We start from the raw sequence: 21,942 nt of genomic DNA on the forward strand, positions 1-21,942 counted from the left end.
CGCGGCCCGACGCCGGACGGTGCGTTCTTCGGGGCGGACGCCCTGCCCACGATGCAGCTGTTGCGGCGTCTGGACACCGGACCGCGCGGGCTGACCGAGCGCGCGGCCGAGGAGCGGTTGGCCCGGTTCGGCGAGAACACCCTCCCCGAGTGGCGCACCACGTCCTGGCCGCGCCGTTTCGTGCGGAGCCTGCGCGATCCCTTCACCGCCGTGCTGTTCTGCCTGGCCCTGGTGTCCGCCACCGTGACGGCCTGGGGCACGGCGGGGGTGATCCTCACGCTGGTCGTGATCAGCTGCGTACTGCGCTCCTCCGGCGAGTACCGCGCCGACCGCTCCATGGCCGCGTTGCGCGACCTGGTGGCCACCACCGCCACGGTGCTGCGCCGTACGGAGCGGGACGCGCCGGCGCGGGACCGGGAGACACCCGTCGCCCTCCTCGTGGTCGGGGACGTGGTCCGGCTGGGCCCGGGCGACCTCGTACCGGCCGATGTGCGGCTCCTGCGCGCCACCGGCCTGACAGTGCATCAGGCCGCGCTCACCGGGGAGTCCGCTCCGGTCCCCAAGCACCCGGTCGACGCACCGGAGCCGCCGCGGGCCGGCCTCTTCGACCAGCCGCAGCTGTGTTTCCAGGGCAGCAGCGTGGTCTCCGGCAGCGCCACGGCGGTCGTCGTGGCGACCGGGGCGCGTACCCGCTTCGCCACCGCCAACGGCGGGCCGGCGCGCCGCCCGGCCAGCGCGTTCGACCGGTCGGTGCACCGGGTCTCCTGGCTCCTCGTACGGTTCATGCTGCTCACGCCGCCGCTGGTGCTGATGGCGAGCGCGCTGCTGCGTGGCCGCGGTCTGGAGACGCTGCCGTTCGCGGTGGCGGTGGCGGTCGGGCTGACGCCGGAGATGCTGCCGGTCATCGTCACGTGGTGTCTGGCGCGCGGCGCCTCGCTGCTGGCCCGCGACCACGGTGTGATCGTCAAGCGGCTGCCCGCACTGCACGACCTGGGCGCGATCGACGTGCTGTGTCTGGACAAGACCGGCACGCTCACCCAGGACCGCCCGGTGGTCCACCGCGCGCTGGACACCGAAGGGCGGGACGCGCCCGAGGTGCTCCGGTGGGCGGCCGTGAATGCCTGGTGGACGCTGCACCTCGCCGACCTGCCCGTCCCGGACGCGTTGGACGAGGCGGTCCTCGACGCGGTGGACGAGGCCGCGTTGCCGCCGTACGACGGGGTGGCCGCGCTCCCCTTCGACCCCGTACGCCGGCTCGCCACCGCGGTCGTCCGCTCCCCCGGCCGGCTCGGCGTCCACACGCTCGTCGTCAAGGGCGCCGTCGAGGACGTCCTCCAGCGGTGCGCGCTGGGCGACGAGGAACGGGACCGGCTGCGCGCGCTCGCCGCCCGGGAGACGGCGGACGGGCTGCGGCTGCTCGCCGTCGCCACCGCCGAACGGCCCGCCCGGCACCGCGACTGGACCCCGGCCGACGAGCGCGGCCTCGCCTTCAGCGGCTTCGTCGCGCTGCGCGACGCGCTCACGCCCACCGCCGCCGACGCGCTGGCCGGCCTCGCCCGGCGCGGCCTCGCCGTCAAGGTGCTCACCGGCGACCACCCGGGCACCGGCGCCCGGGTCTGCCGCGACCTGGGTCTGGAGCCCGGCGCCGTGCTCACGGCGGAGGACATCGACGCCCGGTCCGACGCGGAGCTGGCCGCGGCGGCCCACCGTACGACCGTCTTCGCGCGCTGTACGCCCGCCCACAAGGCCCGGGTGGTGGCCGCGCTGCGGGCGGGCGGGCACACCACCGGCTTCCTCGGCGACGGCGTCAACGACCTGCACGCGCTGCACACCGCGGACGTGGGGATCTGCCCGCGGGACGCCGTCGACGTGGTCCGCGACAGCGCCGATGCCGTGCTGGCCGAGAAGGACCTGACGGCGATCGACCACGCGATCACCGCGGGCCGGCACAGCAGCGGCAACATCGCGACGTACCTGCGCATCACCCTCTCCTCCAACCTGGGCAACGTCCTCGCGATGCTCGCGGCCGGCCTGTTGCTGCCGTTCCTGCCGATGCTGCCGGTACAGGTCCTCGTGCAGAACCTGTTCTTCGACACGGCCCAGCTCGCCTTCGCCTACGACCGGCCGCCCCGGTCCGCGCTGCGCCGCCCCACCGAGCTGCTGCCCCGCGCGCTCCTGCGTTTCATCACCGGCTTCGGGCTGCTCAACGCCGTCGCCGACCTCGCCACCTTCGCCGTACTGGCGCTCGCCGGGCACACGGCGGGCAGCGGCGGCGAAGCGACGTTCCACGCCGGGTGGTTCACCGAGAACCTGCTCACCCAGGCCCTGGTGATGGTCCTGCTGCGCACCGGCCGCCGCGCCGCGGAGGGGCGCACGCCGAGCCCCGTACGGTGGGCCGCCGCCGGGCTCGCGGGGGCCGGCATCCTGTTCCCGCTGTCGCCGCTCGGCCCGGTGCTGGACATGGCCGCGCTGCCGCCCGTGTACTACCTCCTGCTGACCGCCGTCCTCACGCTGTACGCGCTCGCCCTGTCGGCCGCCAGGGCGCGCCACGAGCGGGGAGAGCGGGACGGCTGAGGACGCAGCGGGGGTGCTGAGGGCTCCTGCGGGAGGGCTGGGGGCTCCGGCGGGACGGCCGAGGTCGCCTACCGGCCTCGGACCTCCTTGCGCATGCAGACGCGGGGCCACCGGTCCAGGCCGTGGGCGGCCTCCTGGCGCCGGATCCCCTGCAGCAGGGGACCGATCTCGGCGTCGTCGAGGATGCGGAAGCCGCAGCGCGCGTAGTACGGCGCGTTCCACGGGACGTCGGCGAAGGTGGTGAGAGTCAGCGCGGGCAGCCGACGGTCCACCGCATGCTCCGCGCAACGGTCCAGCAGGGCGCGCCCGATGCCCCGGCGCGCGCTGTCCGGGTGCACCGAGACCTGCTCGACGTGCAGGTTGCCGTCGACGTGTGCGGCGATGAGGTAGGCGACCGGGGCGTCGGCATCGTCGGCCGCCACCCAGGCCAGGCCCGTCCGCTGGTGGCGGCCGAGTACGGAGAGCGGGGGCGGTGCGTCGTCGGCGATCTCCGGCATGCCGATGTCGCGGAAGCACCGCCCGGCGGCCCTCTCGATGTCCTGGAGGCGTGGCAGTTCGTCGGCGCGGGCAGCTCGGATACGCATGGGCCCATTGTCCGCCCGAGGCAGTGCCGTGCCGTGCTCGGGGCGGCTGCTCCACGCCGGGCACACCCATGCCGTTCCCCCGGTTCAGCCGTAGGAGAGCCGGGAGCAGGGTGAGTCGGCGGCCGAGCGGGCGTCGTCGGCCACCTCGGACGGGACCTTCGCGGGCACGTCGGAAGCGGCGGCGGAGGGTGCGTCGGAAGCGGCGGCGGATGCGGCGTCCGCGTACGAGCTGCCCAGGGTGACGCTGATGCCCGGCTTGCTCCCCGGGCGGACTTCCGCGTCGGGGAAGAGGCGCGCGACGGTGCGGGCGTGGTCCTTCTCGCCGGGGCCGTACCGGACGACGGTGGTGGCCAGGCCCTGACCGCCGGCGGTGGCCGTGCCGGTGACGGTGAAGCCGTGGTCCTCCAGTGCTTGCGCGCCCTGGGCGGCGAGGCCCGTGACGGTGGTGCCGTTGTAGACGGCCACCTCGATGCCCGCGCCGGAGACCGGTTCGGACGAGGGCGACGGAGAACCGGCGCCTGCGTCCTCGGCCGTGTCCTTGGCGCCGCTCTTCCCGCTCTTCCCTCGCTTGCCGCCGGCGTCCTCACCGTCGATCGTGCGGTCCTCCCGGAGCGCCGCCCACAGCGCGTCCGCATCCGGCTCGACGATCGCCACCCGTGCGCCCTCGTACCGCCAGGGCACCGTGACGAACTTCGTGTTCCGCAGGTCGATGTCCTTCAGCGACAGCACGAAGGAGAGCAGCTTGCCGGCGGAGTCGAGGCCCGGGTCGACGGTCATGGACCGGACGGCGGCGTCCGCGAGCGGCAGCAGCTTGCCGGGGGTCAGCCCATCGCTCTTGACCTTCTTCAGGAGCGCGGCGACGAACGCCTGTTGCCGTTTGATGCGGCCTATGTCGGAGCCGTCACCGATGCCGTGCCGCAGGCGTACGTAGTCCAGCGCGCGTCGCCCGGAGACGTCCTGCTCGCCCTTGGCGAAGATCCGTTCGCCGCGCTCGGTGCGGTGCGGGTCGAGGTCCTTCTCGTACACGTCCTGGGGCAGGCAGACCCGGACGCCGCCGACGACCTCCGTCAGTTCGGCGAAGCCCTGGAAGTCGACGACGACGGTGTGGTCGACGCGTACGCCGGTGAGCTTCTCGACGGTGTTCTGGGTGCAGGCGGGGTTGCCCTGGGCGGTCTCGCCCACGGAGAACGCCGAGTTGAACATGGCGTTGTGCCGCGGCGCGGTCCACGAGCCGTCCGGCAGCCGGCAGGCCGGGATGTCCACCAGGGCGTCGCGCGGCACGGACACCGCGAGCGCGTGCCGGTGGTCGGCGTACACGTGCAGCAGGAACGCCGTGTCGGACCGGCCGATGTCGCCCTTCTTCCCGCCGCCCAGCGCCCGGTTGTCGCCGGTCCGCGCGTCCGAGCCGATGACCAGGACGTTCTGTCCCTCGGACGAGGCGTCCGGCCGGTCCTTGGACAGCCCGTCCGCGTCGAAGGCGGAGATGTCGCCGCCCAGCTCCAGGTAGAGCCAGCCCGCCCCGGCCGTCACTAGCACCAGCAGGGAGAGCGCGAGGAGGAGCGTACGCCGCGCCCAGCCGCGTTTCCGCCGCCGGCTGCGGGCCGCGGACCGTGCGCCACCGTGTCGCGGTGCTGCCGTCCGATGGCCTGTCGTCATGTCTGCGCCCTCACCCGTTCGGTTCCCGTCGGGGGGTGACCGGTTCGGCCAACCCTCGACGGTTGTACAGTTGCGCAATGTAGCAACTAAACGAACGGGGGCTGTTTCCCGGGGTCACGCACTTCGGGAGGGACCACCGTGGACACGAGGAGGATGAGCGGAATGTTGCGCAACGGTCTGGAGCCGTGGCACCTGCTGATCGTGGCAGTGGTGTGCATCCTGCTCTTCGGCGCCAAGAAGCTCCCGGACACCGCCCGCGCCCTGGGGAAGTCGCTGCGCATCCTCAAGAGCGAGGCCAAGGCGATGAAGGCGGACGACGCACCGCCCGCGTCCCCCTCGCCCGCTCCACCCGTTCCGACGCGCGACCGGACCGACGACCGCCCCTGACCGCCGATCCCCTCGCCGCGCCGTCGATGGGCCGTCGATGGGCCAGTAGGCGGCACGCCATGGTGCGAAGCCGGGAAGTTCGGTGTACCGACGTATACCGAACCCGGCCGGATACCGACGTCCGGACGGGCCGCCCGGCGCAGAGTGGGGCGGGCTCGCGGACAGGGGTGGCGCGCGGGCGGAACGCTGCTGGAGGAAGCCATGTCGGAGGCGAGCGACCAGGCACCGACCGACCTGATCGGCCGGGACCGGGAACTGCACGAGTGGGAGCGACTCCTGCGTACCGAACGGCTGGTCACCGTCTCCGGGCCCGGCGGCGTGGGCAAGACCGCACTCGTCACGGAGTTGGCGCACCGCATACGGACCGGACCGTGGCAGACCGTGGCGCGGGCCGACCTGGTCCGACTGGACGATCCGCAGCTGCTGACGTACCGGCTGGCCGGCGCCCTGCTGGGGGGCGGACTCCCCGGCCGGCCGCACGTCGGCGCGCTGGCCGACGCGTTGGGTGACACCCGGGCGTTGTTGGTCGTGGACACCTGTGAGCACCTCGCCGACGCCTGTACCGACGTCCTGACCGAACTCGTCCGTTCCTGCCCTGGATTGCATGTACTGGCCGCCGGCCGCACGCCGATGGCCGGACCGGCCAGCTGTCCGCTGCGCCCGCTCGCGCTCGACAACGCCATCCGGATGTTCGAGGCGAGTGTCCGGCAGTGGGGTGTGGCCGAGGTGCCGGACACCGATGACGTCCAGCACATCTGCGGTTTCCTGGACGGTCTACCGCTCGCCGTGCGCATCGCGGCGGGGCAGCTCACCCGCCATTCGCCCCAGGAAGTCCTGTCCCTCGTCTCCCGTGCGGAGACGCTCCTCGACCTGACCGGGCCCGGGCTGCCCGCGCGCCAGCGCACGTTGCGCGACTCCCTGCTGCGAACGCATCAACTGTGTACGGGCGACGAGCGGTTGCTCTGGGCGCGCTGCTCCGTCTTCCCCGGTGCGTTCGGGCTGCCCGACGCGGCGGAGGTGTGTGCCGACGAGCGGTTGCCCGCCGACGCGCTGGCCACGGCGTTCCACGGCCTGGTCCGGCACGCGCTGGTCCAGCCCCAGGAGCGGGGTGCCACCACGTACCGGATGCCGTGGTCCACGCGGGCGCACGGGCGGCAGTGGCTGGACCGGCTCGGTGAGGAACGGGAGTTCCTGCGGCGCTGCCTCGCCTGGACGCTGCGGGAGGCCTGATCACCACCGCGCGGCCGGCAGGCCGTCGCCGCGCGGCCCGGAACCACCGGGACGAGCCCGCTCGGCCGGGAGCCACATGGGCGAGTCGTCCGCGCGTAGCGTAGGGACTCGTACTTGGGCGCGGAGCAAGCAGAGGGGCGAGCACAGGATGGTGCTGGGACACGTCACGGAGCAGGCCGGCGGGCTGCCCCTCGAAGTCACCGGATTCATCGGACGCGAGCGGGAACTCCGGGAGATCGGGGCGCTGTTCGACAAGGCCCGGCTGGTGTCGCTCGTCGGCCCCGGCGGCGTGGGCAAGACGCGGCTCGCGCTGCGGACCGCCCGTGCCTCCCTGTCGCACTATCCCGACCGCGCCTGCTTCGTCGAGCTGTCGTCACTGCGCGACCCGGTGCTGCTGCCGCACACGGTGGCGGCCGCGCTCGGCCTCTCCGAGCAGGGCGAACGCGATCCGGTCGGGCTGCTCGTCGGCTATCTCGCGGCCAAGCGGCTGCTGCTCGTCCTGGACACCTGTGAGCACCTGCTGGACGCCTGCGCGATGCTCGCCGACCTGGTGCTGCGGACGGCGCCCGGCGTCACGGTGCTGGTCACGAGCCGCCAACCCCTGGACGTACCGGGCGAGTTCGTCTATCCGATCTCCCCGCTGCCCACCGACTGCGACGCGGTGCGGCTGTTCGCCGAGCGGGCCGCGGCCGTCGTGCCCGGCTTCGTCGTCACCGAAGCCAATCGCGCGGACGTGACGTCCGTCTGCCGCCGGCTGGACGGGATCCCGCTGGCGATCGAGCTGGCGGTGGTACGGCTGCGGGTGCTGCCGCTGAGTGATCTGGCGGCCCGGCTGGAGCACCGGTTCCAGGCGTTGACCGGTGGCCGCCGCGGGGCGGTGCCCCGGCACCGGACGCTGCGGGACGCCATCGACTGGAGCCACGACCTGTGTACCGGGCAGGAGCGGGTGTTGTGGCGGCGGCTGACGGTGTTCGCCGGGGAATTCGACGCCGAGGCCGCGGAGACCGTGTGCGGGGGCGGTGAGCTTCCCCCCGACGAGGTGCTGGAGCAGCTCATCGGCCTGGTCGACAAGTCGGTGGTGCTGCGCGTCGAAGCGGACCGCGCGTGCTACCGGTTGCTGGACACCCTGCGCGAGTACGGTGCCGAGCGGCTGACGGCGAGCGGGGAGCAGGATGCTTACCGCCGCGCGCACTTCGACTACTTCGCGGCGTTCGCGGAGCGCGCCGACCGGCCCTTCCACAGCGACCGGCAGGCGGAGCACCTGACCGCCAACGCCCGTCGGCTGCAGGACTTCCGGGTCGCCCTGGAGTACGGCACCGGCACGGAAACGCCCGAACTGGCGGTGCGCGGGCTGGCTTTGGCCACCCGGCTGTGGACGCACTGGATCACGACGGGCCGGCTGCGGGAGGGGGCCTGCTGGCTGCAGCGCGGCCTGGCGAAGGTGGTGCACGACTGCCCGGAGCGGGTCGAGGCGCTGCACCGGCTCACCTGGATCCTGACGGTCCTGGGCCGGCACGACGACGCCGAGCCGTGCATCCTGGAGTCGCTGGCGATGGCCGAACGGATCGGCGACCGGCGCGGTGGGCTGTACGCGACGGGCTTCCGCGGCTGCCTGTGGATGGTCCGGGGCCGGCTGGACGAGGCGCACCGCGACTTCGACGCGGCGCGCCGTGGTTTCCGGGACGTGGGCGACGGCGACGGGCTGGCCGTCACCTGCTTCATCCAGACGTTCGGCGCGGCGGTGACCGGCGATGTGGCGCGTGCGTGGGAGGTGTCCGGCGAGGGGCTGGCGGCGCTGGAGGCGGCCGCCGGTGAGTGCTGGACGCGTAGCTACTGCCTGCTGTACCGGCAGTTGGCGCTGTGGATGTCGCACGACGAGGCCCGGGCCGTGGAGCGTGACCGGCTCGGCCGCGAGGCGCTGGTCCTGAAGTCGGCCGTGGACGACCGGCTCGGCACGGCGGTCGCCATGGAGCTGCTGGCCTGGTCGGCGGCGCGGTCCGGGCGGTTCGAGCGGGCCGCCTGGCTGCTGGGCGCCGCCGAGGCGCTCTGGTCCAGGATCGGCGGCGTGCACCTGTTCAACGTGCCGGCCCTGCTGGCGGAGCACGACACGGCTCGGGTCGCTGCCCGTACGGCGTTGGGCCCCGCCGCGTACGAGGACCATCACGCGCGCGGGGCGGCCTTGGACCTCGCGGAGTCGGTGGCGTACGCGGTGGAGGAACAGGACGTGCTTCCCGGGTCACCGGCCGATGCGGTGGCGTCCCCTCCCGCGGCCGACGACGTCCCGCCCGCGTCGGCCGCGCCCGCCGCCGCGGTGCCGCGGGCGCGGGACCGCGGCGCGGGCGGCGCGCGGCCGGGCGGGCTCACGAACCGGGAGCGGCAGGTGGCCGCGCTGGTCGCGGCGGGGCTGACCAACCGGGAGATCGCGGAACGGCTCGTCGTCTCCAAGCGGACGGCGGACGCGCACGTGGAGCACATCCTGAACAAGCTCGGCCTGACCTCGCGGACGCAGATCACGGGGCTGGAGTGACGCCCCGACGACACCGCCCGATCCGGCTCAGTGCAGGTGGTGCGCCATGACGTCGAGCGCGAGGTCCGTGGGTTCCTCGGTGCCGGGCCGGGTCAGGAAGCCGTGCAGGGTGCCCCGTACGCATACCTGGGTGACGTCGGTGCCGGCCGTGGCCAGTGCGGCGGTGAAGGCTTCGCCGGAGGGCCGGAGGTCGTCGTACTCCGCGTTCAGGACGGTGGTGGGCGGGAATGCCGTGAGGTCCGCGAGTGCGGGGGCCGCGTAGCCGTCGGCGGTGCTGAGCGGGCCGCCGAGATAGTTCTCGAAGACGCGCGCGAAGTCCGTCAGGAGTCGGGCGGCGCGCGGGACGTCCGCCATCAATGCGGTGAGGTGCGGGGACGGCGCCGGGAGGACCGCATGGACGGCCGGATAGACGAGGACCACGTGCGCGGGGGCCCACCCCGCCTCGTCCCGCAGCCGGAGCACGGCGCCGGCGACGAGGTTGGCTCCGGCGCTGGCCCCGCCGACGGACAGCGGCCCGTCGGCGAGCCCGGCGCCGATCTCGTGGCGGTGGTCCCGTACCCAGGTGAGCGCGTCGGCGACGTCGTCCAGCGGTACCGGATAGGCGGTGCCGACCACGGCTTTGCGGTAGTCGACGCTCACCACCGTGGCGCCGCTCCGCGCCACGATCTCGCGGGCCGCCCAGTCGGCCTCGGCCATGTCGAGGTCGCCGAAGACCCAGCCGCCGCCGTGTACCCAGACGAAGCAGCGGCCGGTGGCGGGCGTTCCCTCGGGGGCGGTGTAGACGCGTGCCGGGATCTCGCCGTGCCGTCCGGGAAGGGTGATCGGCTCCACCGTCGCCGCGGGGGGTGTGTAGTCGTGCGCTTCGTTGAAGCGTGCGAGTCGTGCTTCCTGCTCCGGAGTCAGTGGGCAGTCGAACCCTTTGGGCAGATCGTCCAGCAGATACAGCTTCGAGGCGATCGCGGCGTGAAGCGGCATCATGAGCCTTTCTCGTGAGATCCGAGGGCACAGACGTTCTCCAGTGACACACGTTACCGAGGGTAAGAATAGGGTGACCGGTCCGTCGCCGCGCCGTGCGCTGCCAGGCGCCGGACGGGAGGGCAAAATGGCCTGGTGAGGGAGTTCATGACCTGGTCGCGTACGCGTCGCTGGATCCCCGCCCTGGTGATTGTGCTCGCCGCGGTGGTGGATCTGCTCACGCCTCCCTCCGTGTCGTCCGCTCCCCTGCTGGCCGTGGCGCCGGTGGCGGCGGTGACGCTTCTCCGGCCGTCCGGCATCCTGGCCACCGGCCTCGTCGCGATGGCGGTGCACGCGGCGCTGGCCTACGCGAGCGACACCTTCGGCTGGCAGCACGGCGTCGCCAACCAGGTCACCCTCGCGGCCGTCACCGCACTGGCCATCGGACTGAACCGCTCCCTGCACTCCCAGCACGTCAGCGCGAGCCGGGCGCGGTACGCCGCCGAGGTGGCCCAGCGGGCCGTGCTGCCCCGGCCTCCGAACCGGCTGGGTGCGCTGCGCATCGCCGCCCGCTATGTGCCGGCCGAGGACATGGCGTTGATCGGCGGCGACCTGTTCGTCGTGCAGGACACCCCGTTCGGGGTCCGGGCCATGGTCGGCGACGTACGCGGCAAGGGGCTGTCCGCCGTCACCGCGGTCGCCATCGACATCGGCGCGTTCCGCTATGCCGCCGACCACTCGGCCGACCTGCCCGATCTCGTGCAGTGCATGGAGGAAGCGCTGCTGCGCGAGGGGCAGCGCAGGGAGGGGCTGGACGAGACGGAGGGGTTCACCACCGCCCTGATCGTGCAGTTCACCGCGGAGCTGGACCGGGTGCAGCTGGTCAACCGCGGCCACCCCGCTCCCCTGCTGCTGCACGCGGACGGGCAGGCGCGCGTGTTGGAGCCGGCGGAAGAGGCACCGCCCCTGGGCATCACCGCGCTGGGCACCTGGTCGTCGCCGGTGGAGACGTACGACTTCCCGCCCGGGGCGATGCTGCTGTGCTTCACCGACGGTGTCACCGAGGCCCGCGACCGGGCCGGCGTCTTCTACGACCCGGCGGACCGCGTCCCCGACATGGTGCGGTCCTATCTGCGGCAGACCGGGTATCCGCCGGAGCCGTCGGCCGTCCTGGACTTCCTCGCCCGCGACGTGAGCCGGCACAGCGGCGGCGCCCCGCAGGACGACCAGGCCCTGCTGGTCCTGCACCGCCCCCGCCCGCAGAAGGACCTGCTCGCCCGGGGGACCGTCGGGCCGTAGGCCTCCGCGCATGCCACGGCCGGCGGCCGCATTTCCTGTGCATTACCTCGGCGGCAGGTCCCGGACGTGCCGGCAGCCGCTCGCCCGCGCGCTGCTCCGCCGGGCTCCGGTGCTGGTCCTCGACGAGCCGCCGGCCGGGCTCGGCGGGCCGGCGGCGGACGACACGCTGTCGCTTCGCGCCTGAGCAGCCCGCCTCCCCCGCCCGGCAGCGGCGTTTTCCGCGGCGTCGCCCGGGCACCCGACCGGCCGCACCCGGCAACGGGGCGACCGGACGGGCGGGCACGGGAGGCGGACGATGACGGAAGTGGCGGCGGGCGTCGTGCGGGTGACGGAGCGACCGGCTCCGCCCCTGGGCAGGCGGCTGATCCGGCTGACCCGGACCACCGACCACAAGGTGATCGGCAACCTCTACCTGGTCACCTCGTTCTGCTTCTTTCTCTTCGCCGGTGTCCTGGCGATGTTGATGCGGGCCGAGCTCGCGCGCCCCGGACTGCAGATCGTGGACGAGCACACCTACAACCAGCTGTTCACGATCCACGGCACGGTCATGATGCTGCTCTTCGCCACCCCGCTCTTCGCGGGGTTCGCGAACGCCGTCATGCCGTTGCAGATCGGGGCGCCGGACGTGGCCTTCCCCCGGTTGAACGCGCTGTCGTACTGGATGTACCTCTTCGGCGGGCTGATGGTGGTGAGCGGCTTCCTGATACCGGGGGGCGCGGCGGCCTTCGGCTGGTTCGCCTACGCGCCGCTCAACTCCGCCGTCCGTTCGCCGGGCGCCGGCGGCGACCTGTGGACGATGGGCCTGGTCGTGGCCGGGGTGTCCACCACGCTCGGGGCCGTCAACTTCCTCACCACCATCATGTGCCTGCGGGCCCCCGGCATGACGATGTTCCGGATGCCGATCTTCACCTGGAACGTGCTCTTCACCTCGGTCCTGGTGCTGCCCGCCTTTCCGGTGCTGACGGCCGCGCTGCTCGCGCTGGAGGCGGACCGGAAGTTCGGGGCGCACGTCTTCGACGCGGCGAGCGGCGGGGCGATCCTGTGGCAGCACCTGTTCTGGTTCTTCGGCCATCCCGAGGTTTACATCGTCGCGCTGCCGTTCTTCGGGATCGTGACGGAGATCCTGCCGGTCTTCTCCCGCCGGCCGGTCTTCGGCTACCTCGGGCTGATCGGCGCGACCATCGCGATCACCATGCTGTCGGCGGTGGTCTGGGCGCACCACATGTTCGCCACCGGCGCGGTGCTGCTGCCGTTCTTCTCCCTGATGTCGTTCCTCATCGCCGTGCCCACGGGGGTGAAGTTCTTCAACTGGGTCGGCACGATGTGGCGGGGCTCGCTGTCGTTCGAGCCCCCGATGCTGTGGGCGGTCGGCTTCCTGGTGACGTTCCTGCTCGGCGGGCTCAGCGGGGTGCTGATCGCCTCGCCGCCGCTGGACTTCCACCTCACCGACTCGTACTTCATCGTGGCGCACCTGCACTACGTCCTGTTCGGGACGGTGGTCTTCGCGATGTTCGGCGGCTTCTACTTCTGGTGGCCCAAGCTCACCGGCCGGATGCTCGACGAACGGCTCGGGAAGATCCACTTCTGGACCCTGTTCGTCGGCTTCCAGACCACCTTCCTCGTCCAGCACTGGCTCGGCGAGAACGGCATGCCCCGGCGGTACGCCGACTACCTCGCCGCCGACGGCTTCACCCTGCTCAACACCGTCTCCTCGATCGGCGCCTTCCTGCTGGGCCTGTCCACACGGAAGCGCTGCTCTTCACGGGCGTGGCGGCCTTCTTCGCCGTCACCTCGGGCGTCTACGGCAGGTACGGCCACGATCCCGCGGGCACCAGCGTGCTGATCGTGGCCTGCCTGATGGCGGCCGTCGTCGCCTTCTTCCTGGCCGTGCAGTACCGGCGGCGCGGGCGGCGGGCGCAGGACCGGCGCGACGCGGAGGTGGTCGAGACGGCCGGCCCGCTGGACTTCTTCCCGCCCAGCGGACCGTGGCCCATTGTGGTGGCCGCGGGCGGCACCGTCGTCGCGCTCGGCGTCGTCTTCGGAGCGTGGCTGGCACTGCTGGGCGTGGGGGTACTGGCCTTCGGCGTCTTCGAGCTGGTCTTTGAGCACGTGGGCCGTTACGACGACTCCGGCGAGCCGCCGGCCGGGCGCTCGGGCGGCTGACCAGCGGCCGGCAGGCGCTCCTCCAGCAGGCGGCGGCCGGCCGGCGCCGTCCCCGCCGCGAACCAGTGGCTCAGCGCCGACCGCACGCGTCCCGTCCGTGCCCCGTCAGCGCGCCGGCCGCCCACCGGCAGCGGCGCGGCCGCCGGCCGGCTCCCGTGCAGCACCTTGTACCGCTCCGCTGCGTCGACCGGCCGGTGCTCGTCCTCGAAACCGCCCGCGATCGTCTGGCGTACCCGGCCGGTCTCCTCCCCCTCGGCCAGCCGCGTCAGCTCGGCCTCGCGCAGCGCGATGCAGACCCGCTTGGTCACCATGAAGACGACGACGGGCAGCACCACCAGGGCGGTCCGCAGCACCCAGGTCAGGGCGTTGAGGGAGATGCCGAAGGTGTGCGCCACCACGTCGTTGCCGCCGGCCAGCAGCAGGACCGCGTAGCCGGTGACGGCCGCGGCGCCGAAGCCGGTACGGACCGGCCGGTCGCGGGGCCGGTCGCAGAGATGGTGCGCGCGCCGGTCGCCGGTCACCCACGCCTCGACGAAGGGGTACGCGTACAGCAGGGCGAAGAGCGCGAGCGGCAGCACCACGGCGGGCAGCAGCACGTTCCACATCACCGTGTGCCCGGCGACCGACGTCTCCCACGGCGGCACGAGGCGCAGCGCGCCCTCCAGGAAGCCGACGTACCAGTCGGGCTGCGCCCCGGTGGACGTCTGGTCGGGCCGGTAGGGGCCGTACACCCAGACCGGGTTGATCTGCGCCAGCCCGCCGAGGGCCGCGATCACCCCGAAGACCATCAGGGCCAGTCCGCCCGAGGTGGCCGCGAAGCGGGGGAAGAGCGGCTTGCCGACCACATTGCGGTTGGTGCGTCCCGGGGCCGCCCACTGGGTGTGCTTGAGGTGGAAGACCAGGATCAGGTGGACGGTGACCAGCGCCAGGATGAGGCCGGGCAGCAGCAGGATGTGCCCGGCGTACAGCCGGGAGATGAAGTCGTGGCCGGGGAACTCCGCACCGAACGCGAACATGCTGAGGTAGGAGCCGACCAGCGGGACGGACATCATGATGCCCTGGGCGATCCGCAGGCCGGTGCCCGACAGCAGGTCGTCCGGGAGCGAATACCCGGCGAACCCCTCCGCCAGCGCCAGCAGGAAGAGTGTCACTCCGATCAGCCAGTTCACCTCGCGGGGCTTGCGGAACGCCCCGGTGAAGAAGATCCGCAGCAGGTGGACGCCGATCGCCGCGAGGAAGACCAGCGCGGCCCAGTGGTGCATCTGCCGGATCAGCAGGCCGCCGCGGACGTCGAAGCTGATGCGCAGGGTGGAGTCGAACGCCTCGGACACGCGGACCCCGGACAGCGGGGTGTACGCGCCGTGGTACGGCACCTCGCGCATGCCCGGCTCGAAGAAGAGGGTCAGGTAGACGCCCGTCAGGATCAGCACGACGAGGCTGTAGAGGGCCAGTTCGCCGAGGAGGAACGACCAGTGGTCGGGGAACGGCTTGCGTAGCAGGCCGGCCCCCTCGGAGACCGGCAACCGGGCGTCCAGCGCCGTCACGGCGCGCTCCCCGGCCCCGCCGCCTGATCGTCCCGCTCCCCGTACTGCTCCCGGGTCTTCCGCCATGTCCGGGTGTCCCTTCGCCGTCCGCACGTACGCGGCACACGCGTTGCCCGCACGCCGCGCGGCAAACCGCGCGTTTCCGGCGGGCCTGCTCAGCGGGGTGCCGGACGCCCCAGCGTGCTCTCCCGCTCGATCAGCCGGTAGTCCGCCCATACGCGGCGGGGCGCGGCGGCCTCGCCGCTGACCCGGGCCAGGACCGACTCCACCGCCAGCCGGGCGATGGCCCCCTTGTCCGGGGAGACGGAGGTGAGGGTGACGGTGCCGAACCGGCCCTCCTCGACGTCGTCGAAGCCCACCACGGCGACGTCCTCGGGCACCCGCAGGCCGCGCTCGGACAGGGCACGCATCGCGCCGATCGCCACCGGGTCGTTGTAGGCGAAGACGGCGTCCGGGCGCCGCCCGGTCTCCAGGATGCGGTGCATGGCCGCGGCGCCGTCCGCGTGGCCCCAGCCGTCGGTGGTGGCGACCAGACCGTCGTCGCAGGACAGGCCGGCGGCGGACAGCTCCTCGCGCCAGCCCCGTACGCGGAGTTCGGCCGGCCGGCTGTTGCCGCGGCGGGCGCCGATGAAGGCCACCTCGCGCCGCCCCAGCCCGGTCAGGTGGCGGACGGCGAGCCGGGCGGCGGCCACGTTGTCGATGGCGATGTGGTCGTACGGCAGGTCGTAGTGGCGCTCGCCGAGGAGGACGAGCGGGACGTTCTCGGTCCGGTCGCTGAGGTCCTCGGCCTCCAGCTCGATGGGGCTGAGGATCAGACCGTCGATCACCCGGGCCCGGAACCCCTGACTGACCAGGACTTCTTGAGCGCGCCGGCCGCCGGTGTGGTCCAGCAGCACGATGTAGTCGTGCTCGGCCGCGGCGTCGATGACCGCGGCGGCGAGCTCGGCGAAGTAGGGGTTGCCCAGTTCGGGCAGGGCGAGAGCGATCATGCCCGTCCGGCCCTTGCGCAGGTGCCGCGCGGTCAGGTTGGGCCGGTAACCCAGCTCGTCGATGGCCCGCTGCACCCGGTCGCGCATCTCGGGCGTCACGTGCTGGTAGTTGTTCACCACGTTGGAGACGGTCTTGATCGACACGCCCGCATGCGCGGCGACGTCCTTGAGGCTGACCCGCACGACTTTCCTTCCGGCGACAGGTGGCAAGAGAGGACCGACCGCGGCCCGGTCCCCGGGCCGCCCCCCGATTCTGCTGTACGGGGGACGGGCCGGAGTACCGTGGGCCGCGGCCGGCCGGTGGTGCCGACGGGTCAGGACGCCGAGCAGCCCGCCGGGACGGCCTGCGACGCGTCGTGGATCAGCGCCTCGTGGGCCGCCTTCAGCCGCTTCACGTCGGGCTTGACGACCTTGCGGTCGTACGTCAGCAGGCCGTTGAGCTCGCCCTCGACGTCCGAAATCTGCGTGTAGACGGCGCCGTTCCCGCCCTTGCAGGCGAGCTGGTGCACCTCACCGAGCTTGGTCAGGTAGTCGTCGGTGTAGGTCGTGGGGTCGACGTCCACGTAGGACTGCTGGACCGACCAGGCGTGGCCCGGCACCGCGAGTCCGAGGCCGCCGTACTCGCCGGCGACCAGGGCGCGTTCGCCGTCCGGGTGCGGCGGCAGGGCCGGGCTCGGGTAGCCGTGCTCGTCCATGATGTCGCCGGCGTTGCCGTCGGCACCGAGGTTGAGGCCTGACTGGTTGTTCACCAGGCGCGTCGGGTCCCAGGCCTTGGCCTGCTCGGCGACGCGGCCGATGTCGTACTGGCCCCAGCCCTCGTTGAAGGTGACCCACATGACGACCGACGGGCTGCTGACGTGCTCGTCGATCATCTCCTTCATCTCCCGCTCGTACTCGGCGCGGGAGGCGGCGCTCGGGTTCACGCCCGCGGTCATGGCGGGCATGTCCTGCCAGACCATCAGGCCCAGCTTGTCAGCCCAGTAGAACCAGCGGTCGGGCTCGACCTTGATGTGCTTGCGGACCGCGTTGAAGCCCATCGCCTTGTGCATCTTCAGGTCGTACGCGAGGGCCTCGTCGGTGGGCGCGGTGTGCAGGCCGTCGGGCCAGAAGCCCTGGTCGAGCGTGGCCATCATGAAGGTGGGCTTGCCGTTGAGCACCGTGCGCGGCGTGCCGTTGATCTTCTCCACGGCGATGGAGCGCATGCCGAAGTAGCTGCCGACCCGGTCGGCCCCCACCTTGACCTCGAGGTCGTAGAGGAACGGGTCGTCCGGCGACCACAGGTGCGGCTTGGCGATCTTCAGCTTCAGCGGGGTGCCCGTCCGGCCGCTGACCTCGGCGACCTTCTTCTTCCCCGCGTACGCGGTGGCCGTGACCGGCACTCCGGCGCGCACGCCGCGCGGTTCGACGGTGACCTGCTTGTTCGCGACGTCCGGGGTGAGCTTCAGGGAGTCCGCGTGGTCGGCCGCGACCGGCTCCATCCACACCGTCTGCCAGATGCCGGAGGACGGGGTGTACCAGATGCCGCTGGGGTCCAGCCGCTGCTTGCCGACCGGCGGGTTCTCGCCGTCCTTGGCGTCGGTCGGGTCGTAGACGCCGACGATCAGCTCCTGGGTACGCCCTGGCTTCAGCGCGTCGGTGACGTCGGCGCTGAACTTGTCGTAACCGCCCTTGTGCGCGGCGACCTTCCTGCCGTTGACGTACACCTCGGACTGCCAGTCGACGGCGCCGAAGTTCAGCCGCAGCCGCTTGCCGTCGCCGACCTTCCAGTCCCGGGGGACGGTGAAGGTGCGGCGGTACCACATGCGGTCCTCGTGGCGTTCGATGCCGGAGAGCTGGGACTCGACCGGGTAGGGCACGAGGATCTTCTCGTCGAGGTTCTTGCCGACCGGGGGCTGCTCGCCGGCCTCGGCGCCCTGGAACTGCCACCGTCCGTTGAGGTTCTGCCACTTGTCGCGGGTGAGCTGCGGGCGCGGGTACTCGGGCAGGGCGTTGTGCGGGCCCACCTCGTCGGCCCACTTGGTGCGCAGCTCGTACTCGGAGTGGTTCGGGCCGCTCGCCCAGAACGCGTCGACGGTCTTGCCGTCCTTGCCGCTCAGGCCGCCCTCGCCGTCGTAGCGGACGTCGGCGAGGCCGCGCGCGCCGCCGCCCTTCTTGCCGACGACCGGCTCCTTGAGGCCGACCAGCAGGGCCGTGGGGTCGGCCGGGTCGGGCTTCGCCTTGCCCAGCGGCCATTCGGCGCCGCCGATGACGGCCCGCAGGTGGTCGGCGAGGCCGGCCGGGGGCGCGGCGAGGGGCTGCGCGAAGTCGAGGCGGAGCGTGCGGCCGTCCTTCAGGACGTCGGCGGCGAGCGCACCGTTGTACGCGTAACCGTCCGGCAGGCGGAACGCCGAGGAGGGGATCGCCTCCTTGGCCTGGCCGGGCTCGGTCCACCGCAGGTGGAGGTTGGACCCGCCGTAGTGCTCGAAGTACTCGACCTTGATGTCGTAGGCCTTGCCCGCGGTCAGCTCGACCGGCTGGGAGGTCTGCTCCTTGTCCCAGTCGTCGATCCAGTGGTCGATGGCGAGCTTGCCGTCCACCCACAGCCGGAAGCCGTTGTCGCCGGTGACCGAGAAGGTGGTGGGGCCGGACTTCTCGGGGACGACCTTGCCGGTCCACCGGATGCTGACGTCGTCGGACTGTCCGGTGGCGGACTGGAGCCGGGGCTCCAGGTTGTCGAAGTCGATGGCCTGGTCGAAGCCGGTGGCCTTGAGCTCGTGGAAGTCGAAGGCGCCGGGCGCCGACTGGGTGTAGTACTCGCCCTTGAGGCCGTGGGGTTCGGCCGGGTCTCCGGCGGCCGACGCGGACGGGACCGCGGCGAGACCGGTGACGCCGAGGGCCGCCGTGAGCAGTAACGCCAGCTGTCTGACCGGGCGTCTGGTGCGCATGGTTCCTCCTTTGCCGAGAAAACCGAGAAAGCCGAGCAGCTCGACACCGAGCTTGTACAACGTTGAAAGAGAGGGCCGTCGGAATGACAGCACAGCCTCGTACGGGGTGTCCAGAGTGGTGACCGCGCAACGGTCCGTGACGGCCGACGGGTTGAAAGCGCCTCACATGCGGCCCCTGGGTGCCCGGCCGGGTGAGACACGAGCGCGGGCGGGGTGCGCGGTATTGACATCGTCGAGGGGTGTGACAACGCTGTAAAGGCTCTTGCTGACAACGTTGTCTGCCCTCGTTCGGAGGCTGCAAGTGATACGTCCCCCACGCGCCCGGCGCCTCGCCGGACCGCTCGTGACGGTGCTCTGCGCAGGACTGCTGGCCGCCACGCCGCCCGCCACCGCGGCACCGCAGGCCCCGCCCGGCGCGACCGGGGACCTCACCGGCCTCGTCAACCCGTTCATCGGCACCCGCAACGAGGGCAACACCTTCCCTGGTGCCGCCGTCCCGTTCGGCATGGTCCAGCTCTCCCCGGACACCGGGCACAGCACGGGCTACGACTGGGACGAGCGCAGCATCCGCGGCTTCTCCGCCGTGCACCTCTCCGGCGTCGGCTGCGGCCTGGGCGGCGACCTGCCCGTCCTGCCGACGATCGGCGACCTCACCAGCACCGACAACGCCTCGTACGCGGCGCCGTTCAGCCACGACGACGAGAGCGCGAGCCCCGGTTCGTACCGGGTCGCTCTCGGCGAGGACGGCGGGATCGAGGCCGAGTTGACCGCCACCGCGCACACCGGGAAGCAGCGCTACACCTTCCCCGCCACCGACAAGGCCAACGTCCTGCTGAACACCGGCCAGGCGCTGCACAAGGTGACCAATAGCAGCGTGCGGATCCTCGACGACCGCACCGTCGCCGCCGCCGTCACCGGCCAGGGCTTCTGCCAGGACACCAAGCCGTACACGGTCTACACGGTCACCCGCTTCGACCGGCCGTTCGCGTCCGCCGGCACCTGGAGCGGCGACACGGTGACCGCCGGCAGCCGGTCCTCCGAGGGCGGCGGCCGGCGCGGCGCGTACGTACGCTTCGACACCCGCGGCGGCGACCGGGACGTCGAGGCCACCACCGCGCTCTCCTACGTCGACCAGCGGGGTGCCGCGCGCAACCTCGCCGCGGAGGGCGGCCGTTCGTTCGACGCCACCCAGGACGCGGCGCGCCGTGCCTGGCAGGAGCGGCTGGCCGAGGTGCGGGTGAGCGGCGGCAGCCGGGAGCAGCGACGGGTCTTCTACTCCTCGCTCTACCGGGCGCTGTTGCACCCGAACACCGGCCAGGACGTGGACGGCCGCTACACCGGCTGGGACCGGAAGATCCACCGGTCCAGGGGCCACACGTACTACCAGAACTGGTCGCTGTGGGACACCTACCGCACCCAGGCACAGCTGCTCGCCCTGGTGGCGCCGCGCGAGTCCCGGGACATGGCGCTGTCGCTGCTGGACGTGGACGAGCAGGGCGGGTGGCTGCCCAAGTGGGGTTACGGCACCGTCGAGACGAACATCATGACCGGCGATCCGGTCACCCCCTTCCTCACCAACGCCTACCGGCAGGGGCTGCTCAAGGGGCACGAGGAGGCGGCGTACCGGGCGCTGAAGAAGAACGCGGACGGGGTGCCGCCCGCCGATTCGCCGTACTCGGGCCGGATGGGCAACGCGGAGTACCTGAAGAACGGCTTCGTGCCGTACCAGCCGGACCACGCGAAGAAGCCCGGCGACTCCGACTTCGAGCACGGCGCCTCCGCGACCCTGGAGTACGCGCTCGCCGACGCCGCGCTGGCGGGGATGGCGAAGGACCTGGGGCACACGGCGGACGCGGCACGGTACGCGAAGCGTGCGCAGCACTACCGCGACGTCTTCGATCCGGACACCGGCTTCTTCCGGGCCCGCGACGCGGCGGGGACGTTCACCGGGCCCGCCGATCCGGCCAAGAGCGTGGGCTTCCACGAGGGCACGTCCTGGCAGTACATGTGGCTGGTGCCGCAGGACCTGCCGGGCATGATGTCGCTGACCGGCGGCCGCGACGCGACCGAGCGGCGCCTGGACTCCTTCTTCGCCTACGACCAGCTGCTGAAGGACCCGGCGAAGACCGCCCGCGAGGTGTGGGTCAACGGCCCGTACGACTACTACAACGCGGACAAGTACAACCCGCAGAACGAGCCCGACCTGATAGCGCCCTACACCTACCTGTCCACCGGCACGCCGTGGAAGACCACCGACGTGGTGCACGCGGCGCTCGGCCTCTTCACCGACGGGCCCGACGGCGTCACCGGCAACGACGACCTGGGCACCATGTCGTCCTGGATGGTGCTCTCGGCCATCGGTGTGTTCCCGGTCTTCCCCGGGACCGACACCTGGGGCCTGTCCACGCCGGTCTTCGACAAGGTGGAGCTGACGCTCGACCGGGCGTACTACCCGCGCGGGCACTTCACGGTGACCGCGGCGGGGACGAGTGGGACGGACCGGTACGTCCGGTCGGCCGCCCTCGACGGCACCGCCCTGTCGCGCACCTGGCTGACGACGGAGGACATCCGGCGCAACACCACGCTGTCCTTCACGGTCGGCTCGAAGCCGTCCGCCTGGGGCACGGGCGACGGCGACGCGCCGCCGCCCGCCACCCCCTCGTCGGCTCAGTGATCGGAGTAGCTGAAGTCACCCACCGTCCAGGCGCCCACGTCCTTGATGGCGACGCGGTACATCCCACCCGTTTCGGGGATGCCGACACTGCCCTGCAGGATCCGCGCGAGGTGGAAGTGCAGGTGGGTGGGGGTCGGGACGCCGTCGGGCGCGGCGCCGTTCGCGGGTCCGGTCCGGTCGGCCGGGCCCTGGGCGTCCGTGCTGAACAGGGCCGCGAAGGGGCCCAGCCGCTCCGACTCCTCCAGCACCTCGGCCACGCGCTGTCGCCACACCTTTTCCGGAGCCAGCCGGCCGGTGACGACAGCACCTCGGACGACCACGGTGAGGGACATCTGATTGCTCTGCTCCGACTCCACCCTGGCGGCGATGTCGACGAGCAGCTCATCGGGGATCGACATGTCCAAAGATCTTACTCGGGGTGCCCCCGGGCCGACCCC

Annotated in this window: 16 protein-coding genes; 9 read left to right on the forward strand and 7 right to left on the reverse strand. The window is 72.4% G+C overall.

Translation table 11 applies throughout. The annotated features are described in order from the left end of the window. Nucleotides 1-42: 42 nt before the first annotated feature. On the forward strand, nucleotides 43-2,574 hold the full coding sequence (mgtA, locus tag IF20_RS03560; RefSeq protein WP_407702439.1) for a magnesium-translocating P-type ATPase: 2,532 nt from the start codon (nucleotides 43-45) through the stop codon (nucleotides 2,572-2,574). A gap of 68 nt (nucleotides 2,575-2,642) precedes the next feature. On the opposite strand, the gene IF20_RS03565 is transcribed toward mgtA, so the two are convergent. Together IF20_RS03565 and IF20_RS03570 are read right to left on the reverse strand one after the other, a co-directional pair. Next, nucleotides 2,643-3,158, reverse strand: a complete 516-nt coding sequence (locus IF20_RS03565) for a GNAT family N-acetyltransferase (protein WP_052863379.1) — start codon at nucleotides 3,156-3,158, stop codon at nucleotides 2,643-2,645. Between the two features lie 84 nt (nucleotides 3,159-3,242). Beyond that, nucleotides 3,243-4,814: an LCP family protein gene (locus IF20_RS03570; protein WP_052863380.1), complete on the reverse strand. Its 1,572-nt coding sequence runs from the start codon at nucleotides 4,812-4,814 to the stop codon at nucleotides 3,243-3,245. A 162-nt stretch (nucleotides 4,815-4,976) separates the two neighbouring features. Here IF20_RS03570 and tatA point away from each other — a divergent pair, with 162 nt between their 5' ends. The 3 genes from tatA to IF20_RS03585 all read left to right on the forward strand — a co-directional run bounded on the left by tatA (nucleotide 4,977) and on the right by IF20_RS03585 (nucleotide 8,958). Continuing rightward, nucleotides 4,977-5,201, forward strand: a complete 225-nt coding sequence (gene tatA, locus IF20_RS03575; RefSeq protein WP_052863381.1) for a Sec-independent protein translocase subunit TatA — start codon at nucleotides 4,977-4,979, stop codon at nucleotides 5,199-5,201. Between the two features lie 201 nt (nucleotides 5,202-5,402). After that, entirely contained in the window at nucleotides 5,403-6,431 is a 1,029-nt protein-coding gene (locus IF20_RS03580) for an ATP-binding protein (RefSeq protein WP_052863382.1), read from the forward strand. 148 nt (nucleotides 6,432-6,579) lie between these two features. Continuing rightward, a complete protein-coding gene (locus IF20_RS03585; RefSeq protein WP_052863383.1) occupies nucleotides 6,580-8,958 on the forward strand; it encodes an ATP-binding protein in 2,379 nt (792 codons plus the stop codon). Between the two features lie 27 nt (nucleotides 8,959-8,985). Here the strand turns inward: IF20_RS03585 and IF20_RS03590 are convergent, their stop codons facing one another. Beyond that, nucleotides 8,986-9,936, reverse strand: a complete 951-nt coding sequence (locus IF20_RS03590) for an alpha/beta hydrolase (protein ID WP_052863384.1) — start codon at nucleotides 9,934-9,936, stop codon at nucleotides 8,986-8,988. A gap of 144 nt (nucleotides 9,937-10,080) precedes the next feature. On the opposite strand from IF20_RS03590, the gene IF20_RS03595 reads away from it, so the two are divergent. The 4 genes from IF20_RS03595 to ctaF all read left to right on the forward strand — a co-directional run bounded on the left by IF20_RS03595 (nucleotide 10,081) and on the right by ctaF (nucleotide 13,374). Beyond that, nucleotides 10,081-11,211, forward strand: coding sequence for a PP2C family protein-serine/threonine phosphatase (locus IF20_RS03595; RefSeq protein ID WP_052863385.1), 1,131 nt, complete (start codon nucleotides 10,081-10,083; stop codon nucleotides 11,209-11,211). 10 nt (nucleotides 11,212-11,221) lie between these two features. Continuing rightward, complete coding sequence (locus IF20_RS38935; RefSeq protein WP_199896463.1) at nucleotides 11,222-11,395, forward strand: hypothetical protein; 174 nt, start codon at nucleotides 11,222-11,224, stop codon at nucleotides 11,393-11,395. 111 nt (nucleotides 11,396-11,506) lie between these two features. Beyond that, nucleotides 11,507-13,054, forward strand: a complete 1,548-nt coding sequence (locus IF20_RS03600) for a cbb3-type cytochrome c oxidase subunit I (protein WP_110943749.1) — start codon at nucleotides 11,507-11,509, stop codon at nucleotides 13,052-13,054. After that, complete coding sequence (gene ctaF, locus IF20_RS03605) at nucleotides 12,979-13,374, forward strand: aa3-type cytochrome oxidase subunit IV (RefSeq protein WP_234426468.1); 396 nt, start codon at nucleotides 12,979-12,981, stop codon at nucleotides 13,372-13,374. Before IF20_RS03600 ends, ctaF begins: the two co-directional genes overlap by 76 nt. Here ctaF and qcrB read toward each other — a convergent pair. The 3 genes from qcrB to IF20_RS03620 form a co-directional block, all read right to left on the reverse strand. Then, entirely contained in the window at nucleotides 13,329-14,918 is a 1,590-nt protein-coding gene (gene qcrB / locus IF20_RS03610; protein ID WP_456112763.1) for a cytochrome bc1 complex cytochrome b subunit, read from the reverse strand. The genes ctaF and qcrB overlap by 46 nt on opposite strands. A 155-nt stretch (nucleotides 14,919-15,073) precedes the next feature. Continuing rightward, nucleotides 15,074-16,090, reverse strand: a complete 1,017-nt coding sequence (locus tag IF20_RS03615) for a LacI family DNA-binding transcriptional regulator (protein WP_052863386.1) — start codon at nucleotides 16,088-16,090, stop codon at nucleotides 15,074-15,076. Between the two features lie 131 nt (nucleotides 16,091-16,221). Continuing rightward, complete coding sequence (locus IF20_RS03620) at nucleotides 16,222-18,831, reverse strand: glycoside hydrolase family 2 (RefSeq protein ID WP_052863387.1); 2,610 nt, start codon at nucleotides 18,829-18,831, stop codon at nucleotides 16,222-16,224. Between the two features lie 343 nt (nucleotides 18,832-19,174). On the opposite strand from IF20_RS03620, the gene IF20_RS03625 reads away from it, so the two are divergent. Next, on the forward strand, nucleotides 19,175-21,505 hold the full coding sequence (locus tag IF20_RS03625) for a GH92 family glycosyl hydrolase (RefSeq protein WP_052863388.1): 2,331 nt from the start codon (nucleotides 19,175-19,177) through the stop codon (nucleotides 21,503-21,505). On the opposite strand, the gene IF20_RS03630 is transcribed toward IF20_RS03625, so the two are convergent. After that, on the reverse strand, nucleotides 21,499-21,903 hold the full coding sequence (locus IF20_RS03630; protein WP_052863389.1) for a hypothetical protein: 405 nt from the start codon (nucleotides 21,901-21,903) through the stop codon (nucleotides 21,499-21,501). The two genes, IF20_RS03625 and IF20_RS03630, sit on opposite strands and share 7 nt — an antisense overlap. Between the last annotated feature and the right edge of the window lie 39 nt (nucleotides 21,904-21,942).

The sequence above is a fragment of the Streptomyces niger genome (genome assembly GCF_000718305.1).
Lineage (GTDB): Bacteria > Actinomycetota > Actinomycetes > Streptomycetales > Streptomycetaceae > Streptomyces > Streptomyces niger.

Coding starts and splice junctions, on each gene's coding strand:
- IF20_RS03565 (WP_052863379.1), bottom strand. CDS start 3,158: ATGCGTATCCGAGCTGCCCGCGCCGACGAACTGCCACGCCTCCAGGAC.
- IF20_RS03570 (WP_052863380.1), bottom strand. CDS start 4,814: ATGACGACAGGCCATCGGACGGCAGCACCGCGACACGGTGGCGCACGG.
- tatA (WP_052863381.1), top strand. CDS start 4,977: ATGTTGCGCAACGGTCTGGAGCCGTGGCACCTGCTGATCGTGGCAGTG.
- IF20_RS03580 (WP_052863382.1), top strand. CDS start 5,403: ATGTCGGAGGCGAGCGACCAGGCACCGACCGACCTGATCGGCCGGGAC.
- IF20_RS03585 (WP_052863383.1), top strand. CDS start 6,580: ATGGTGCTGGGACACGTCACGGAGCAGGCCGGCGGGCTGCCCCTCGAA.
- IF20_RS03590 (WP_052863384.1), bottom strand. CDS start 9,936: ATGATGCCGCTTCACGCCGCGATCGCCTCGAAGCTGTATCTGCTGGAC.
- IF20_RS03595 (WP_052863385.1), top strand. CDS start 10,081: ATGACCTGGTCGCGTACGCGTCGCTGGATCCCCGCCCTGGTGATTGTG.
- IF20_RS38935 (WP_199896463.1), top strand. CDS start 11,222: ATGCCACGGCCGGCGGCCGCATTTCCTGTGCATTACCTCGGCGGCAGG.
- IF20_RS03600 (WP_110943749.1), top strand. CDS start 11,507: ATGACGGAAGTGGCGGCGGGCGTCGTGCGGGTGACGGAGCGACCGGCT.
- IF20_RS03620 (WP_052863387.1), bottom strand. CDS start 18,831: ATGCGCACCAGACGCCCGGTCAGACAGCTGGCGTTACTGCTCACGGCG.
- IF20_RS03630 (WP_052863389.1), bottom strand. CDS start 21,903: ATGTCGATCCCCGATGAGCTGCTCGTCGACATCGCCGCCAGGGTGGAG.